Source organism: Sinorhizobium terangae (assembly GCF_029714365.1).
Taxonomy (GTDB): Bacteria; Pseudomonadota; Alphaproteobacteria; order Rhizobiales; family Rhizobiaceae; genus Sinorhizobium; species Sinorhizobium terangae.
The window spans coordinates 1,148,626-1,164,619 of record NZ_CP121660.1 but is presented as its reverse complement, the minus strand read 5'-3'; the positions used below and the strand labels follow the sequence as shown (position 1 = coordinate 1,164,619).

Here is a 15,994-nt window from a genome sequence, read left to right as displayed (position 1 = left end):
CATGGCGTCAGAGCGTTCTACAATCACACAAGAGCATCGCGACGCAGTCGTCGCGCGGCCGACCTCCACTGCTTCCGTTCCCGGCGGGTCGCGGCCATTCGCGAGCTTCATCATCTGCACGCGAAACCGTGTTCAGGCACTTGCCGCCTGCATCCGGTCGATCGAGACCGCATGTCTGGCACATGCCGCCGTCGCGAGCGAGCTCGTGATCGTCGACAACGGCTCGACGGATGGGACACCGGACGAACTGGTCCGAATAGCGGCGGCGTCACCTGTCGCGATGACGCTCGTCGCCGAGCCGCGCCCGGGCCTGGCGGCGGCGCGCAATGCGGGAATGGAGCGGGCGCGCGGCCGGATTCTCGTTTTCGTCGACGACGATTGCGAAGTGCACCGCCGCTATCTCGGCGATCTCGCGCGACATTACGCCGATGGCGAACGGCGCATCATCCGCGGCGGCCGCGTCGAACTTGGCGATCCGTCCGATCTGCCGTTCACGATCAAACGATCTGCCGTTTCCGCGCGATTGACCCGCGACGTCCATCCGGGGGGCTTCGTGCTCGGGTGCAACATGACGATGCACCGCGACGTCGCGGCACTCGTAGGCCCTTTCGACGAGCGCTTCGGGGCGGGCGCGCCGCTGCAATCGGCTGAGGATACCGACTATCTGGTACGCGCCTTCCAGCTCGCTATCCCTGTCGAATACGTGCCCGACATGACCGTCTATCATCACCACGGCCGGAAGGCTCGCGAGGCTATAGAGAAGCTGCACCGCAACTACAGCCTCGGTAACGGCGCTCTCTGCTTGAAGCATCTATTCAAGGCGCCATGGCTGCTCAAGCATTTCTGCTGGACTTTCAGATCCGCCTGCGGCCAAGCCCTAGGCGGTGAGAGGTTCGACCCTGAACTGCAGCTATCCCATTGGCCGATCGTGTCGATGAACCTGCTTGGCGCCGCAAGGTTCGCGCGTCTCGCCGTGACCGGCCCGGCACCGCGGTCAGGCCTGCGTCAGATCGACCGCACAGCGGCAAAGGTAAGATGAGGGCTGTGATGTTGCGATTCCTATTGCCCGGCATCCAGGTCCTGCGCAACGCGCTGGGACGGCAGTTGCGGCTGCTGCCCATCGTCGTTGCCTTGGGTCTCGCCAGCGCCGCGCTCGAAGGCGCCGGCATCGGCCTTATCATCCCGATGCTTGGCATCATTGCCGGCGATCAGGGTGCCGGCGGTTTGCACGGGATCTCTGCCTTCTTTCAGCAGGTGGGGGCGGGACTCGACGACGGCGAAAGGCTACTGGCGATTGCAGCGGGCGTTCTTGCGCTGATCGCGCTGAAGAATGTCCTCGCCTTTGTGAACACCCTGCTGACGACCTTCATCTATGGAAAGGCCAGTCACGCGATCCGAAGTGCGCTCTCGGACCAGCTTTTGCGGATCGGCTATCCCTTCTTCCTGCAGCAAAGCCCCGGTCGCCTGCTCAACATCATCTCCAACGAGTCATGGCGGGCCTCCGACGCAATACAAACCGTGCTTGCTGCCTTGGTGAACGGGTCCGCCGCCGTCATCCTGCTTGCGTTTCTGCTCATGCTTTCCTGGCAAATGACGCTGTTCGTCGCCCTTGGCCTCGTTCTCGTCCAACTGGCGCACGCCTCCTTGTCGGCCACTCTTAGAGGCCCGAGCCGGGAAGTGACGTCCTTCAACAGCGAACTCGCCGCGAGAATGCTTCATCTCGTGCATGCCGGCCGGCTCATCCGCGTGTTCGGCCAGGAGGAGCGCGAGAAGGCCGTATTCGACTCCGCTTCGGACGCCGTCCGCAGGGCTGGATTCGTTTTGCAGACCCGCCAGGGCTCGCTGCCGCCGCTCACCGAAGTGCTGCATTCGGCCCTGTTCCTGGCGGCGGTTGTCAGTGCGTGGTCTGTCGGCGTGAGCTTCCCGGTCATCGTCGCCTTCGTCGTCCTGCTCTATCGCTTGCAGCCGCATGTGCGTGCGCTGCAAATGTCCTGGGGGCAGATCCAGGGTTGGAGCGTGTCGCTCGAAGAGGTGCGCTGGCTCCTCGATCCGTCGGACAAGCCGAAGCCTCCCGCCGGTCATGAACCCGTCGCCGGATTGCGCGAGGGCATGAAATTCGATCACGTGACGTTCCGGTATCCAGGCTCCGAGGCTCGCCCCATCGTGCTCAGTTCGGCGACCTTCGACATTCGCAGCGGCCGCTCGACGGCGATCATCGGGCGGTCGGGCGCCGGCAAGACCACGATCGTCAACCTCCTGTGCCGGTTTGTTGAGCCTGATGAAGGGCGCATCCTCGTCGACGGTGTGCCGCTCGATCAAATCGATCCCGCCCAGTGGCGGCGTCAGATCGCCGTCGCCAGCCAGGACCTCGAACTGGTGGACGGCAGCATCCTCGAGAATATCACCTACGGACAGGACGCAACGATCGCCGAAGTGGAGCAAGCAGCCAAACTGGCAGAGGCACATAGCTTCGTGGAAAAGCTGCCCGACGGCTACGCGACGATCGTCGGCTATCGCGGAGCGAGCCTGTCAGCGGGGCAGCGGCAGCGCATTGCCCTTGCACGGGCTTTGGTGCGCGACCCCGAAATCCTGATCCTCGACGAAGCGACCAATGCGGTGGACGGTCTGTCGGAGGCCGCGATCGTCGAGACGCTGAGGCTGAGGGCCGGCCGCCGCACGACCATCGTGATCAGCCACCACCGCAGCACGATTTCGTTCTGCGACGACGTAGTGGTTCTCGGCAGCGGCCGCGTGCAAAGTCAGACGCCCCTGGCTGACGTCGCCTCCTTGAGCATGGATCAGCTCTACGAGCACGAGACGCGCGTGGAGCGCCACGGTTGAGCTACAGCGGCGCGCTTCTGGTAAGACGCGCGGCGCTGTAGCAGCATCGGTGCGGACGGATCAGGCGGCCTTGGCGTAATGCTTGGCCATTTCCGGCAGGCGCAGCACCCTGATCTTCGAGGCTTGGCCGGCAGCGCGGAAGGCCTCGAAGCGTTCCTTGCAGACCTCGGTCATGCGCGCGATCGCTGGCTTTAGGTAGTTGCGCGGGTCGAAATTGTCCGGATGCTCGAGGTGATGCTTGCGGATTTCGCCGGTGAAGGCGAGCCGGAGATCGGTGTCGATATTGACCTTGCGCACGCCGAGCGGGATCGCCTTCTGGATCTCGGCGACCGGCACGCCCCAGGTCTTCTTCATCTTGCCGCCGTAGGCATTGAAGAGCTCCTGGAGATCGGCCGGCACAGATGACGATCCATGCATGACAAGGTGGGTGTTTGGCAGCCGCCTGTTGATCTTGGCGATCGTGTCGATCGAAAGGATTTCGCCGTCCGGCTCGCGGGTGAACTTGTAGGCGCCGTGGCTGGTGCCGATCGCGACGGCAAGTGCGTCGACGCCCGTCTTGGAGACGAAATCGAAGGCCTGGTCCGGATCCGTCAGCAGTTCTTCGCGGGAGAGCTTGCCCTCGAAGCCGTGACCATCCTCCTTGTCGCCGGCACCGGTTTCGAGATTGCCGAGGCAGCCGAGTTCGCCTTCCACGGAAACGCCGGCCGCATGGGCGATCTTCACGACTTCCGCCGTCACCGCGACGTTATACTCATAGCTCGCAACGGTCTTGCCGTCCTTTTCGAGCGAGCCGTCCATCATCACGGAGGTGAAGCCGTTGGTGATGGCGGAAATGCAGGTCGAGGGCTGGTCGCCGTGGTCGAGATGCAGACAGACCGGGATGTGTGGGTACTCTTCGGCCGCGCCGAGGATCAGGTGGCGAAGGAAGGCGTCTCCGGCATAGGCGCGCGCGCCGCGGCTCGCCTGCAGGATCACCGGGGAATCCGTCGCATCCGCGGCTCGCATGACGGCCTGAATATATTCGAGATTGTTCACATTGAAGGCAGGCAGCGCATAATTGTTCTCCGCCGCGTGGTCGAGCAGTTGCCGCAATGTGATCAATGCCATTCGAAATCTCCCTGATGCTGGACGCCCCACTCCAGGCGCCGTCGATAGGCGGACACGGGTTCAACAATACCCGATCGGTCTTGTTCGCGCGGGCGTCGAAGCCAGTTCTGACGCGCTTCCGGCGGACCTGGAACGGACGCTGCCGGATCAAGTCGAAGGCACAATAATTCATGCGGCTCTTTTGGCAACGGGGGCACCGGCACGGCCGAACACTTGATTGACGTGCGTCAGCGGATTTTGCTGTGGATGAGAAATCGTACCGTCAGAATTCACGGCTTTCGCTTTCTGGTGGTGCTGGCAGGGTGGCGCGTGGAGGAGGGTAAGGGCGCGCATGCCGTTGTCGCGGAGAGACAAGATCGACCCCTGACGACGCCGGGGCGCGGTGGATGCTTACTCGCGAATTGCAAAAAAATTGCGACAGGGGCCGCAAATTTTTTTGCATATTACGTAAAGTGCCACTTCAATTCACAATGTTTGCATATCGGCCCTTCGGGGTCGGTTTTCGGACCCGAAAGGGCGATCCTTGAATCTGAACTAAAACGTTACAGTTTGCTCTTCGGCCTGTTGCTGTCCAGCCTGACAAAAGTCGCAAAGGAGACGAAATCCACCGCAAACGTCATACAACTTATGCGTCTACAAAAATGACGCCCTATAGAGCAGGATGCAATTTTCCGCACAAAGCGCCTTGCCTTTGTTGAGAATTTGCCCTTCTCTCCTGCGATCACAAACCCAAAAAGAGGGGAAGGAGAAAAAACAATGACCTCACTGAAACTTAAACTCAGCGCCGCAGCGTTGCTTGGCTCGCTGCTGATCGGCGCAAGCCCGGCGCTCGCGGAAGCGGTGCTTCACCGCGGCAACGCCGGCGAGCCGCAGACGCTCGACCAGGCCCACACTTCGATTAATATCGAAGAATTCATCCTGAAGGATCTCTATGAAGGCCTGACGATTTACGACGCCGCGGGCAAGATCATCCCCGGTGCAGCCGAAACCTGGGAGCTTTCGGATGACGGCACCGTCTATACCTTCAAGCTGCGCGCCGATGCCAAGTGGTCGGATGGTTCGCCGGTAACGGCCGAAGATTTCGCCTTCTCGTTCCGTCGTGTGGAAGATCCGAAAACGGCGGCCGAATACGCCAACATTCTCTTCCCGATCAAGAATGCCGAGAAGGTCAACAAGGGTGAAGCGCCGGTCGACCAGCTCGGCGTGAAGGCGGTCGACGACAAGACGCTGGAAATCACGCTTGAGCGCCCGACCCCGTTCTTCCTGGAACTGCTCGCGCACCAGACCGCTCTTCCCGTCAGCAAGGCAAGCGTCGAGAAGAACGCTGCCGATTTCGTCAAGCCGGGTGTGATGGTCTCGAACGGCGCGTTCAAGCTGACCGCCCATGTGCCGAACGACAGCCTGACCGTCGAGAAGAACGCGAACTACTGGGACGCTGCCAACGTCAAGCTCGACAAGGTGATCTTCTACCCGATCGATGACCAGGCTGCCTCGGTGCGTCGCTTCGAAGCGAAGGAAATGGACCTCGCCTACAACTTCTCGGCCGATCAGATCGAGCGGCTGCGCAAGTCCTATGGCGACCAGGTCCACGTCTCGCCGACGCTTGCGACGTATTACTATGCGTTCGACACGCGCCAGGAGCCCTATAGCGACGTCCGCGTTCGCCGCGCCCTGTCGATGGCGGTCGACCGCGACTTCCTCGCCAAGGAGATCTACAGCGGCTCGCAGCTTCCGTCCTACTCGATGGTGCCGCCGGGCATCGAGAGCTACGGTGAGCCCGCCAAGGCCGATTTTGCGGACATGTCGCAACTCGATCGCGAGGACAAGGCAATCGAGTTGATGAAGGAAGCCGGCTACGGTGAAGGCGGCAAGCCGCTGAACATCGAAATCCGCTACAACACCAACCCGAACCATGAGCGTGTTGCAACGGCTGTCGCCGACATGTGGAAGAACACCTTCGGAGCAAAGGTCTCGCTGGTGAACCTCGACGTGTCGTCGCACTACGCCTACCTGCAGGAAGGCGGCAAGTTCAACGTCGCGCGTGCCGGCTGGGTTGCCGACTATGCCGACGCCGAAAACTTCCTGGCGCTGAGCCTCAGCAGCAACAAGACCTTCAACTATGGCCACTTCGAAAACGCCGAGTACGACGCGTTGATGAAGAAGTCCTATGAAGAACAGGATCCTGCAGCGCGCGCGAAGCTTCTCCATGAAGCCGAGGCGCTGCTGATGAAGGAACAGCCGATCGCGCCGTTCCTCACCCAGGCGGACCTGTGGCTCGTATCGAGCCGCGTCAAGGGCTGGCAGGACAACGGACCGAACGCGCATCTGAGCAAGTTCCTGAGCGTCGCCGAATAACGAACTGAGGCGACGCGCGGCCGGTCTGCCGCGCGTCGCCTCCGGAGTACATCCATGATCTCCTTCATCCTCCGCCGACTGGCGAGTGCGGTGCCGACGCTGTTCATCGTCGTCACCATATCCTTCTTTCTGATGCGGTTTGCCCCGGGCGGCCCCTTCAATCTCGAGCGTCCTCTCCCTCCCTCCACGATGGAGAACCTGATGAGGACCTATCACCTCGATCAGCCGCTCTGGCGCCAATACGTTCACTATCTCAGCAATGCGGTGACGGGCGACTTCGGTCCGAGCTACATCTATAAGGACAACAACGTTGCGCAGCTGATCGGCAAGGGCTTGCCCTATTCGATGGAGCTGGGTTTCTATGCACTGCTACTGGCCGTGATCGGCGGTGTGATCGCCGGTACGATTGCAGCCCTCAGGCAGAACAGCATCCTCGACTTCGGGATCATGGCCGTCTCGACGATTGGCGTCACCGTTCCGAACTTCGTCGTCGGTCCGGTCCTGACGCTCGTTTTCGCGATCGTTCTGTCGTGGTTGCCGGCGGGCGGCTGGGGGGACGGGTCGTTCCGCTTCCTGATCCTGCCGATGATCGCTCTCGCATTGCCGCAGCTCGCCGTCTTCGCCCGGCTCACCCGCGGCTCGATGATCGAAGCGCTCCACACCGACCACATTCGTACCGCCAAAGCCTATGGCCTGCCGTCACGCGCGGTGGTGGTGACGCACGCGATGCGCGGAGCGATGCTTCCGGTCGTTTCCTATCTCGCACCCTGTGCGGCGGCACTTCTCACCGGCTCGGCCGTGGTGGAGACGATCTTCACCATTCCCGGTGTCGGCCGCTATTTCGTACTCGGCGCGATCAATCGCGACTACACACTGGTCATGGGCACCGTGATCCTGGTCGCCATATTCGTCATCGTCTTCAATCTCATGGTCGATATTCTCTACGGCCTGCTCGATCCGAGGGTCCGCCATGACTGATATCGTCCAAGCACCGGCGTCGACGCCGGAGACCAAGGGACGCAGCCTCTTTCAGCTTGCCGCGCTCCGATTCCGCCGCAATCGCGCCGCCATGGCCGGCTGCGTCATGTTGGCACTGATTGCACTGTTTTCGTTCCTTGGGCCGCTGTTCTCGCCGCACACCTACGATCAGGTCTTCCCGTCCTATGTCTCGATCGGTCCGAGCCTCGAGCCAAGACCGGATGCGTCGACACTTCAGGAGGTCATGGAAGGTGTTGCCACCCGGGCCCGCGTGACGCTCAAGGAATTCAACGTCGAAGGCGAAAACTTCACCGCCACCATTACTTCGGATCAGCCGATTGATCCGCGCGCGACGCGCTACTTCGACAGGGCAAACGAGTTCGAGGGCACGAAGGTGGTCGCGACCGAAGACGATGGCCGTACCTTGAAGGTCGAAGGTCAGGTGGACCGCGAATATTTCCCCTTCGGCACTGACTCGAACGGTCGAGACCTGCTCGTTCGCGTGATGCTCGGTGGACAGATTTCCATCGCGGTCGGGCTGCTCGCGAGTCTCGTCTCGCTCGGCATCGGCGTCGTCTACGGTGCGACCTCGGGCTATATCGGCGGTCGCGTCGACAATGTCATGATGCGTCTGGTCGAGATCCTCTATTCGCTGCCCTTCGTCTTCCTCGTCGTGGTGCTCGTCGTCTTCTTCGGCCGCAGCTTCATCCTGATCTTCCTGGTGATCGGCGCGGTCGAATGGCTGGACATGGCACGTATCGTGCGCGGGCAGACGCTTGCGCTCAAACGGCGCGAGTTCGTCGGCGCGGCGCAGGCGCTCGGTCTTACCGACTGGCAGATCATCCGCCGTCACATCATTCCGAATACGATCGGCCCGGTGATCGTCTTCGTCACCGTCGTCGTGCCGAAGGTCATCCTGCTCGAAAGCTTCCTCTCCTTCCTCGGTCTTGGCGTGCAGGCGCCGCTGACGAGCTGGGGGGCGCTGATCTCCGAAGGAGCAAACAACATCCAGTCGGCGCCGTGGCTGCTCATCTTCCCGGCCATCTTCTTCGTCGTCACGCTGTTTTCGCTGAATTTCGTCGGCGACGGCCTGCGCGATGCGCTCGACCCGAAGGACCGCTGACATGGCAGACATGAAGGAATCCATTCTCACCGTCCGCGGCCTCAAGGTGGACTTTTCGACCCCGGACGGTACCGTCGAGGCCGTCAAGGGCATTGACCTCGACGTCTGCGCCGGCGAAACGCTGGCGGTCGTCGGCGAGTCCGGATCGGGAAAAAGCCAGACCATGATGGGTATCATGGGACTGTTGGCGAAGAACGGCACCGTGACCGGCTCGGCCCGCTATCGCGGTCAGGAGCTTGTCGGCCTTGCGCCCAAGGCGCTGAACAACGTCAGGGGCTCGAAGGTCACGATGATCTTCCAGGAGCCGATGACGTCGCTCGATCCACTCTACACGATCGGCCGGCAGATCGCCGAGCCGATCGTCCACCACCGCGGCGGGACGTTCAAGCAGGCGCGCAAGCGCGTGCTTGAACTGCTGGAGCTCGTGGGCATCCCCGAACCGGCTCGTCGTGTCGACAGTTATCCGCACGAACTCTCGGGCGGTCAGCGGCAGCGCGTGATGATCGCCATGGCGCTTGCCAACGAGCCGGATATCCTGATCGCCGACGAACCGACGACCGCGCTGGACGTCACCATCCAGGCGCAGATTCTCGACCTTCTGAAGTCGCTGCAAAAGCGCTTCGGCATGGCGATCGTGCTGATCACGCACGACCTCGGAATCGTGAAGCACTTTGCCGAGCGCGTTGCCGTGATGCGCCGCGGCGAGGTCGTCGAGCAGGGCACGACTGCGGAAATCTTCGAACGGCCGAAGGCCGACTATACGAAGATGCTGCTTGCTGCCGAACCAAGCGGACGCAAGGCCTCACCGCCGGAAAACGCCCCGATCGTTCTGGAAGGCCGTGACGTTTCGGTCGATTATGCGATCGGCGGCGGGCTGTTCCGTGGCGGCTCTTCGGTGTTCCGGGCCGTCGATCGCGTCAATCTGCGCCTGAGGCAGGGCCAGACGATCGGCATCGTCGGCGAATCCGGGTCGGGCAAATCGACCTTGGGGCGGGCGCTGCTGAGGCTCTTGCCGAGCAAGGGGCACTATCGCTTCGGCATGACCGATATTTCGGGTTTCGACCGCGGCGCCATGCGGCCCCTGCGCCGCGAGCTTCAGCTCGTGTTCCAGGATCCCTATGGCTCTCTGTCGCCGCGTCGGACGGTCGGTGAGATTATCACCGAGGGCCTTTACGTGCACGAGCCCGATCTCAACCGGGCCGAACGGGACCGCCGTGCGATCGCCGCACTCAAAGAGGTCGGCCTCGATCCCGCTTCGCGCAACCGCTATCCGCACGAGTTCTCCGGCGGACAGCGCCAGCGCATCGCGATCGCCCGTGCCATGATCCTGAAGCCGAAAGTCGTGATCCTCGACGAACCGACGTCGGCGCTCGACCGTTCGGTGCAGGGGCAGGTCATCGAGCTTCTGCGCGACCTGCAGCGTTCGTACGGCCTCTCCTACATCTTTATCAGTCACGATCTTTCCGTCGTGAAGGCGATGTCGGACTATGTGATCGTGATGAAGAACGGCCGCATCGTCGAGGAAGGCGAAACGGATGCGATCTTCGAGGCGCCGAAGGAGCCCTATACGAAGACGCTGATCGGCGCGGCGTTCAACGTCTGAGATCCGCAGCATAAACTGCAGAGACGCGACACCTGCGTCTCTGCCTCTGTCGCGTCGGCGCCCGCTTCGACTGGCGGGTGCCACGACAGGAACCATCCTTGCCTCATCCGAGTTTCCAATCCGAGCATCGGTTTTGAGAGAACTCGATGCCGCGGGTTGCCCCCTGCGGAAATTTCGGCGAGAAAGGTGATGGACTTCCTTGAAGCGGTCAGCGCTGCCGGATCCTGGCTGCAGACTGTCATTCTGAACCAGTGGACGGTCTATCAGTCTGTCGTGATTGTAGCCGGTTACCTGTTTTGCGGTTTCCTGGCAAAACGGATAGAGCCGGCATTGGAAAGCCGCGCGCGCACCATCAAGGGAAATCCCGATCTGCTCCGCGTCATCATCGCCTTCATGCGGCGGCTGCGGTGGCTCTTCTTGATCGTGTGGCTCTGGATCGCGGACGTGGTGCTGTCGCGATTTGGATGGCCTTCGTACCGGTGGATGGTGGCCACAGCCCTTACGCTCGTGGCGGCCTGGTTTGTGATCGCGGTGCTCACGCGCATAATCAGAAACCAAATGCTCGCGCGGGTCGTTGCGGTCGCCGGTTGGCTCTACTTTGCACTTTATGCACTTGGACTGGATGAGACGATACTGGCAGCCCTCGATGGCATTGCCGTCAACCTTGGCGCGGCCCGTCTTTCGATGTTGCTGGTCTTGAAGGCCATCGTCCTTTCTGCTGCGCTTATCTGGCTGGCCGTTCTGATCGGCAATATGTCGTCGCATTGGATACAGAAGTCCGCGGATCTCACTCCATCGCTCAAGGTCCTCATCAGCAAGCTCATCAAGATCAGCTTGATCGGGTTGGCGGGCGCCATCGCTTTATCTGCGACAGGCATTGACCTGACGGCCCTCACGGTCTTTTCGGGCGCCGTCGGCGTCGGCATCGGTTTCGGCCTGCAGAAGGTGGTCTCCAATTTCATATCCGGCATTATCATCCTTCTCGACAAGTCGATCAAACCGGGGGACACGATAACGCTTGGGGAAACCTTCGGCGCGATCCGCGACCTACGTTCCCGCTTCGTCTCCGTCATCACGAGAGATGGAAAGGAGTACCTCATCCCGAACGAAGATTTTATTTCCCAGCAGGTCGTGAACTGGTCCTTTTCCAGCGAGTATGTCCGCATCGAGGTCGATTTTGGAACCTCGTATGACAGCGATCCGCACGAGGTTGCGCGCATAGCAGTCGAGACTGCGAAATCCATTCCGCGGGTTGCCAGTGCCTACGCCCAGCCGGTCTGCTGGATGACCGCATTTGGCTCATCGTCGCTCGACTTCAAACTGAGATTCTGGATTTCCGATCCGAGCAACGGACTGACCAACGTCCGTGGCGAGGTCCTCATGGCGTTGTGGGATGCGTTCAAGGCGGCCGGCATTTCCATCCCGTTCCCGCACCGTGAAATCATCATGAAGACACCTGTCGAGGTCGTGGATTCGCTTGAACGGGGCGAAGAAATGCAGAGCGGTCCAGCGCCCGCTTCCCGTTCCAACGCTTGAGGGCATCACGCGTTATCGTCGCGTTGTGCCTCGGCCGCCAGAAGCCTCTTGTCGAGGCCGAATTTCTGCATCTTTTCATAGAGCGTCTTGCGCGAGATACCGAGAGATTCGTAGACGGGCTTCAGTGCCCCGCCATGGGCCGCAAGCGCGCTGGCGATAAGGCTCTTTTCGAAGGCGGCGACCTTGTCGGCGAGACGCGTGTCGTTGGACCGAACGGAAGTGGCGTCGTCCTCTTCGGCATCGAGCCCGAGCACGAACCGTTCGGCCGCATTGCGCAGCTCGCGAACGTTGCCGGGCCAGTCGCGCTCGGCGACTTCCGACGCCAGAGCAGGGGAAATTTCGACGTCGCCGCGGCCGTAGCGCGCAGCGGATTCGCGCACGAGCTGCATGAAAAGCAGCGGAATGTCGGAGCGGCGTTGGCTGAGCGGCGGCACACGCAGCGTCGCGACGTTCAAGCGATAGAGCAGATCGGCGCGAAAACGGCCAGCGGCAACCTCCCGCTCCAGGTCGACCTTGCTGGTGGCGACGAAACGCACATCGAGCGGCACGATTTCATTGGAGCCGAGCCGGGTTATCACTCGTTCCTGCAGCACGCGCAGGAACTTTGCCTGGAGGTCGATTGGCATGGAGCCGATCTCGTCGAGCAGGATCGTGCCGCCGCGTCCGTGCTCGAACTTGCCGTAGCGCGGTCGCAATGCGCCGGGAAAGGCGCCGGCCTCGTGCCCGAAAAGCTCGCTCTCGATCAGCGTCTCCGGGAGAGCGGCGCAATTGATGGCGATGAAGGGACTGTTGGCGCGGCTGCTCAAGTCATGGAGGGCGCGTGCCACGACTTCCTTGCCGACACCCGTTTCGCCGATGATCAGCGTATCGGCATCGGATGCGCCGATGGCGCGGATCTTGTAACGCAGATCCACCATTGCCTGGCTTCGACCCGGCAGCCGTTGCTCGATGTCGTCGCGCTTTCCCGCAACCGCTCGGAGGCGGCGGTTTTCAAGCACGAGGCTGCGCCACTCGAGCGCGCGGCGAATGGTGCCGGCGAGCGTTTGCGCGGTGAAGGGTTTTTCGACGAAATCATAGGCGCCTTCGCGCATCGCCCGCACGGCAAGCTGGACGTCGCCGTGGCCGGTCACGAGGATCACCGGGACCTCGGCGTCGATTTCGCGAATACGCTGCAGAAAGGTCATGCCGTCCATGCCGGGCATGCGAATGTCGCTGATCACCACGCCGGAAAAGCTGAAGCTGATGAACTCGAGCGCGCGTTCGGCACTGGCGAATGTGTCGACGCGAAAACCTGCAAGCTCGAGCGCCTGGGCGCTCGAATGGCGAAGTTCCTCTTCGTCGTCGACGAGCAGGACGCGGCTCTCGGTCATTCGGCGGCCTCGCGCTCGGTCCGGCTGACGACCGCAAGTTCGATGCGAAACACGGCGCCTCCTTCTGGGTGGTTCGAAACGGTGAGGTTGCCGCCGAAATCCTTGACGATGTTGTAGGAGATGGAAAGCCCGAGGCCGAGCCCCTTGCCGACACCCTTGGTGCTGAAGAACGGATCGAAGATGCGTTCGGCGATGGCGGATGCCACACCGGGTCCGCGGTCGCGGATGGTAAGCACCACCTTGTCGCCTTCGCGGCACGCCTTGACCGAAATCACACGATGATCGAGGCCGTCGACCGCGTCGACTGCGTTGGAGATAATGTTGACGAGCACTTGCTGAAGCCGGACCGAACCCGCCCGGACAACAAGTGGCTCATCACCGAGATCGATGTTCACGGCGGCGTTTGCTGACTTGATCCGAGCGGCAACGATTTCCATCGTATCGCGCATGACGTCGTCGAGAGGTACTGGACCAAGCTTCTCATTGGGCTTGCGCGCGAAATTGCGCAGATGCCGGCTGATGGACGCCATACGGTCGATGAGGCCGGAAATGCGCCTGACATTGTCGCTCGCCTCGGTCGTACGCCCCCGCTCGATCAGGAGGGCAGCACTGTCGGCATAGGTCTTGGCGGCGGCAAGCGGCTGGTTGAATTCGTGCGAGAGGGCTGCCGACATCTGGCCGAGGCCGGCGAGCTTGCCCGCCTGGATGAGATCGGCCTGGGTCTGGCGCAATTGCTGCTCGGTGAGCCTCCGCTCGGCGATCTCCTCCTCGATCTGGGCATTGACGCGCGCGAGATCGGCGGTGCGCTCTTCGACCCGGCGCTCAAGCTCGCTTTGGGCTTGCGCCTGCATCAGGAGGCGCTCCCGGAGGCGCGCACGGCGCTGCCAGAGCACCGCGACCGCAAGGCCGGCAAGGCCGCAAAGCAGCATCGCGGCTGCAACGGCGGTCAGCGCCTGTGTCTTGGCCGACGCAGTGTCGATCAGGACGTTCACCGTCCAATCAGCCTCCGGCATATATTGCGAAAGAACGAGGTATTCGCGGCTCGCGTCACCGGTCGCAATCCGCATCAGTTGGTGATCGAAGAGCGTGCTGCGCGACACCGGCAGCGGGCGCAGAACCGCATTTGCATAGCGGCGTGAAGCCTCGGTTCGCGAGAGACGGTCAGGCGTCAAAGGCAGGATACTCGCATAGAGCCATTCCGGGCTGCCGCTCATGAAAATGATGCCTTCTGGATCGGAGACGAACAGCTTGTATTCGCCTCCCTGCCAGGAGGCCTCAATCGTTTCGATATCGACCTTGAAGACGATGACGCCGCGGATTTCATCGCCGACGCGGATTGGCGAGCCGAAATAATAGCCGCGCTTGAGCGACGTCGTGCCGAGCGCATAGAACCGCGACTGCATGCCCTTCAAGGCATCCTGAAAATAGGGGCGATAGCTGAAATTCTCGCCGACGAAGCTCGCGGGGCCGTCGTAATTGCTTGCTGCGATCGTGTCGCCATCCGGCGTGATCACATAGATGTCCGACGATCTGAGGAGCGCGTTGATTTCTTTCAGGTAGGTGTTGACGGACTCGCGGAGCCGCCGGTCCTGCGGCCGCGTGGCCAGTTCTTTGATGTCATCGTGATCGGCAATCAGGGCCGGAAGCGCCTGGTAGCGATTGAGGTGGCCGCTCAAGGCGGAGACGGCAAGCCTCAGTGTCGTGGTCGCCTGCGCCGAAGCCTCCTGCATATAGCGGCGCGTGGCGACAGCATTGCCCTCCCAGGCAATGGGCACGGCGATGAGCGGCAGCAGGCAGAGCGCAAGCACTAAACGATATCTCACGGAATGCCCGGCTCCTCCCATGCGTTCCTCTCGGATGACCGATTTAATCGATGGTAGGGGGCGGCTCAACCGGTGGCAAGTCACGCATGGCAGTCGATTTTTCTCAACGAGATGCCACGCATGTCAACGCCGCATTGACAATGCGTTTGTTCGCGTCAGCCTTTCGGAAAGGAAGGGAAGAGCGCATCTATACGCCATCAACGAGCCCGATTGGAGACGGGCAGAAAGGAATTTGACAATGCTCGACCAGATCAAGGGCCTGCATCACGTCACGTCGATGGCGGACGACGCCCTGACCAACAACCGGTTCTTCACCAACACGCTCGGCCTGCGCCGGGTCAAGAAGACCGTGAATTTCGATTCGCCGGACGTCTACCACCTCTATTATGGTGACGAGATCGGCACGCCCGGCACCGTGATGACCTATTTCCCGTTTCCCCAGATGCCGCGCGGCCGTGCCGGCACGGGAGAGGTCGGAACCACCGTCTTCGCCGTCCCTGTCGGTTCGCTCGGTTTCTGGCGCGAGCGCTTAAGCAAACTCGGTGTCACGGGCCTCAAGGACGAAGAAACCTTCGGCGAGAAGCGCCTGAACTTCGCCGGCCCGGACGGTGACGGCTTCGCTCTGGTCGAGGTGAAGGATGATCCGCGTGCCCCGTGGACCGAGGGCGGCATTTCCGCGGACCACGCGATCCGTGGCTTCCATTCCGTCGCCATGCGGTTGCGCGATGAAGGCGCTACTTCCGAACTGCTCAAGTTCATGGGCTACGAGGAACTCGACCGCAAGGATGGCGTCACCCGGCTGATCGTGCCCGGCGGCAATGGCGCAAGCCTCGTCGACCTCGAAACGCTGCCGAACGTCAATCGCGCGGCACAGGGCGCCGGCTCCGTGCACCACGTCGCCTTCGCGGTCGACAATCGCGAAAAGCAGTTGGAGGTCCGCAAGGCCCTGATGGACACTGGCTACCACGTCACGCCGGTCATCGATCGCGATTACTTCTGGGCGATCTATTTCCGCACGCCGGGAGGGGTGCTCTTCGAGGTCGCCACGAACGAACCCGGGTTTGATCGTGACGAAGAGATTGCCCATCTCGGCGAGGCGCTGAAACTGCCGCAGCAGCACAAGCATCTGCGCCCGATCCTGGAAAGCCACCTGCAGAAGCTGGAAGCTTAATTCCTGCAGCCGCGATTTCCTCCTCCGTCTCACGCGGGGGAGGGGCTTGATGTGACGAATAGTGGCGGCACCGCCTGCATGTGCAGG

Annotated in this window: 11 protein-coding genes; 8 read left to right on the top strand and 3 right to left on the bottom strand. The window is 61.8% G+C overall.

Features of this window, described 5'->3' with window-relative positions; translation table 11 throughout:
- Window position 1: 1 nt before the first annotated feature.
- A complete protein-coding gene (locus QA637_RS24105) occupies window positions 2-1,039 on the top strand; it encodes a glycosyltransferase family 2 protein (protein WP_153437591.1) in 1,038 nt (345 codons plus the stop codon).
- Window positions 1,040-1,047: 8 nt separating this feature from the next.
- Window positions 1,048-2,841: an ABC transporter ATP-binding protein gene (locus tag QA637_RS24100; protein WP_283065152.1), complete on the top strand. Its 1,794-nt coding sequence runs from the start codon at window positions 1,048-1,050 to the stop codon at window positions 2,839-2,841.
- Between the two features lie 60 nt (window positions 2,842-2,901).
- Here the strand turns inward: QA637_RS24100 and fba are convergent, their stop codons facing one another.
- Window positions 2,902-3,948: a class II fructose-bisphosphate aldolase gene (gene fba, locus QA637_RS24095; protein ID WP_153437593.1), complete on the bottom strand. Its 1,047-nt coding sequence runs from the start codon at window positions 3,946-3,948 to the stop codon at window positions 2,902-2,904.
- Window positions 3,949-4,704: 756 nt separating this feature from the next.
- On the opposite strand from fba, the gene QA637_RS24090 reads away from it, so the two are divergent.
- The 5 genes from QA637_RS24090 to QA637_RS24070 all read left to right on the top strand — a co-directional run bounded on the left by QA637_RS24090 (window position 4,705) and on the right by QA637_RS24070 (window position 11,543).
- Window positions 4,705-6,303: a peptide ABC transporter substrate-binding protein gene (locus QA637_RS24090; protein WP_153437594.1), complete on the top strand. Its 1,599-nt coding sequence runs from the start codon at window positions 4,705-4,707 to the stop codon at window positions 6,301-6,303.
- A 54-nt stretch (window positions 6,304-6,357) separates the two neighbouring features.
- The gene (gene oppB / locus QA637_RS24085; RefSeq protein WP_283065149.1) at window positions 6,358-7,281 is read left to right on the top strand and encodes an oligopeptide ABC transporter permease OppB; all 924 of its coding nucleotides are present in this window, start codon (window positions 6,358-6,360) and stop codon (window positions 7,279-7,281) included.
- Window positions 7,274-8,404, top strand: a complete 1,131-nt coding sequence (locus QA637_RS24080; RefSeq protein ID WP_153437596.1) for an ABC transporter permease — start codon at window positions 7,274-7,276, stop codon at window positions 8,402-8,404. Before oppB ends, QA637_RS24080 begins: the two co-directional genes overlap by 8 nt.
- 1 nt (window position 8,405) lies before the next feature.
- Window positions 8,406-10,007 carry an ABC transporter ATP-binding protein gene (locus QA637_RS24075; RefSeq protein WP_153437597.1) on the top strand — a complete coding sequence of 534 codons (1,602 nt, stop codon included), beginning with the start codon at window positions 8,406-8,408 and terminating at the stop codon, window positions 10,005-10,007.
- A 189-nt stretch (window positions 10,008-10,196) separates the two neighbouring features.
- Window positions 10,197-11,543 carry a mechanosensitive ion channel family protein gene (locus tag QA637_RS24070; protein WP_283065146.1) on the top strand — a complete coding sequence of 449 codons (1,347 nt, stop codon included), beginning with the start codon at window positions 10,197-10,199 and terminating at the stop codon, window positions 11,541-11,543.
- 5 nt (window positions 11,544-11,548) lie between these two features.
- Here the strand turns inward: QA637_RS24070 and QA637_RS24065 are convergent, their stop codons facing one another.
- Both QA637_RS24065 and QA637_RS24060 read right to left on the bottom strand, forming a co-directional pair.
- Window positions 11,549-12,913 carry a sigma-54-dependent transcriptional regulator gene (locus QA637_RS24065; RefSeq protein ID WP_283065144.1) on the bottom strand — a complete coding sequence of 455 codons (1,365 nt, stop codon included), beginning with the start codon at window positions 12,911-12,913 and terminating at the stop codon, window positions 11,549-11,551.
- Window positions 12,910-14,736, bottom strand: coding sequence for a sensor histidine kinase (locus QA637_RS24060; RefSeq protein ID WP_184108909.1), 1,827 nt, complete (start codon window positions 14,734-14,736; stop codon window positions 12,910-12,912). The genes QA637_RS24065 and QA637_RS24060 overlap by 4 nt, the downstream gene beginning before the upstream one ends.
- 238 nt (window positions 14,737-14,974) lie before the next feature.
- Here QA637_RS24060 and QA637_RS24055 point away from each other — a divergent pair, with 238 nt between their 5' ends.
- Window positions 14,975-15,907, top strand: coding sequence for a VOC family protein (locus tag QA637_RS24055; protein ID WP_283065143.1), 933 nt, complete (start codon window positions 14,975-14,977; stop codon window positions 15,905-15,907).
- Window positions 15,908-15,994: the final 87 nt, after the last annotated feature.

Bases quoted from the DNA above. Each gene is read 5' to 3' on its own strand.
- QA637_RS24105 (WP_153437591.1), top strand. From the start codon at position 2: ATGGCGTCAGAGCGTTCTACAATCACACAAGAGCATCGCGACGCAGTC.
- QA637_RS24080 (WP_153437596.1), top strand. From the start codon at position 7,274: ATGACTGATATCGTCCAAGCACCGGCGTCGACGCCGGAGACCAAGGGA.
- QA637_RS24065 (WP_283065144.1), bottom strand. From the start codon at position 12,913: ATGACCGAGAGCCGCGTCCTGCTCGTCGACGACGAAGAGGAACTTCGC.
- QA637_RS24100 (WP_283065152.1), top strand. From the start codon at position 1,048: ATGTTGCGATTCCTATTGCCCGGCATCCAGGTCCTGCGCAACGCGCTG.
- QA637_RS24055 (WP_283065143.1), top strand. From the start codon at position 14,975: ATGCTCGACCAGATCAAGGGCCTGCATCACGTCACGTCGATGGCGGAC.
- QA637_RS24090 (WP_153437594.1), top strand. From the start codon at position 4,705: ATGACCTCACTGAAACTTAAACTCAGCGCCGCAGCGTTGCTTGGCTCG.
- oppB (WP_283065149.1), top strand. From the start codon at position 6,358: ATGATCTCCTTCATCCTCCGCCGACTGGCGAGTGCGGTGCCGACGCTG.
- QA637_RS24075 (WP_153437597.1), top strand. From the start codon at position 8,406: ATGGCAGACATGAAGGAATCCATTCTCACCGTCCGCGGCCTCAAGGTG.
- fba (WP_153437593.1), bottom strand. From the start codon at position 3,948: ATGGCATTGATCACATTGCGGCAACTGCTCGACCACGCGGCGGAGAAC.
- QA637_RS24070 (WP_283065146.1), top strand. From the start codon at position 10,197: ATGGACTTCCTTGAAGCGGTCAGCGCTGCCGGATCCTGGCTGCAGACT.